At 44.6% G+C, this 1,572-nt stretch carries 1 protein-coding gene; it reads right to left on the bottom strand.

Features of this window, described 5'->3' with window-relative positions; genetic code table 11:
- Positions 1–1,432, bottom strand: a 1,432-nt coding sequence (locus HMPREF2983_RS07160) for a lipopolysaccharide biosynthesis protein (RefSeq protein WP_070667542.1), incomplete at its 3' end; no start/stop codon positions are given.
- Positions 1,433–1,572 lie beyond the last annotated feature (140 nt).

Below are 1,572 nucleotides of genomic sequence, written 5' to 3'. Positions count from 1 at the left end.
TCTTCTCTTTCACCCATTTCATCATCTCTTCCATCATTTCCATACGCAGCATTTTCATGATTGCAGCATACAACAAGGCTGCAATGATGATGCGGGCAATGAGCAATAAGGCAAGATGTTCAATGAAACTCGTTACAAAGTAGGTAACAGCCATTACGCCGGCAGCCACAAACATCGACGGGAAAACATCTTTCACGACTTCCCACAAGCGTACACCGATGATGCGATGCGCAGCAAACTGCCACACCAAAAGCCATACAATAATAAACAATGTATAGAACATCACCATGCTGTTGATGCCCCATTGATAGAAAAGTGCTATGATGCCAAGTTGAAAAACAATCTGCAAAACATTGCAACACATATAGATATCAGACCGTCCATTGCTGATAGCTACATTCTGATACATGGTGTAAAACGGCACGAAAGCACCACCGATGCAGAGCATTTGAAGCAAAGGAATGGCATCAATCCACTGTTCTTTAATCGTGAGTAGGATAAATTCGCGTGACACTATCGCCAATCCGAACATGGCGGGAAAGCTGAGAAACGCCGTGAAACGCATCATCTTGCGAAACACTCTGACCTCTCTTCCACGCTCTTCATTCACTGAAGCCAACACGGGTTGCGCCACCTGACCCACTGCATTGGCTACAAAAGAGTTGCCCATCGTGTTCCATTTGTTGGCTTGTGAGAAGTCTCCAACGGCTTTCATGGGGTAAAGTCCACCGAATAACAACGTCAGTATGTTGTTGCTTACAGTGTTGATAATGTTTGTGATAAGCACATTCACACTGAAACTGAACATGCGTTTGACGGGTTCAAACGTGAAATGAAAAGACGGACGCCAAGGAACGAAATAATAACGGCCAAGGTTCAGCACAGCAATATAAATGATTTGTTGCCATGCCAAGCTCCAATAAGAGAAACCAAAGAAGGCTAACGTGATGGCCACTGCGCCCGAACAGACGAGTGCAATGGCGCCAATGATAGCGATTTCTCGGTTCATCATGTTCTTCGTCATATAGGCACTGTGGGCTATACCGAAAGAGGAAATCACGAAACTCAAGAAGACAAAGCGTGACAGTTCTATCAAACAAGGCTCATGGATGTATGCCGCAATGAGTGGAGCAGCAAAGAAAAGCACGGTATAAATCACGAAACTGGCAAGGATATTGAACCAGAAGACCGAATTATAATCGCTGGCTTGTGGTGCTTTTAAGTTCACTAAGCCCTGCGAAAAGCCACTGCTTTGCAGATTACCGGCAAGCAGTGTGAAGATAGTAAGCACGCCTACAATGCCATATTCAGCCGGACTGATGAGCCGTCCAAGGAAGATGCCGATGACTAAATTAAGCAATTGCGTCGTTCCACTGTTCATTGCACCCCAGAAGAGACCCCTTGTTGTCTTCTCTTTCAAGCTTTCTGCCATTTCCGTTTCGTTTTAATTGCAAAATTACGACTATTTGATTGAAGTTCAAAAGAAAAGCATTATTTTTGCAATATGCAGCGAAAGAAGATCTTTCATATCGTTTCACATCTTGATGTTGGCGGTGCCGAACGCGTGGCGGT

It is taken from the genome of Prevotella sp. HMSC077E09 (assembly GCF_001814685.1).
Classification (GTDB): domain Bacteria; phylum Bacteroidota; class Bacteroidia; order Bacteroidales; family Bacteroidaceae; genus Prevotella; species Prevotella oris.
Note: the sequence above shows the minus strand (reverse complement) of the source record. Positions and strands in the feature narration are given on the sequence as shown.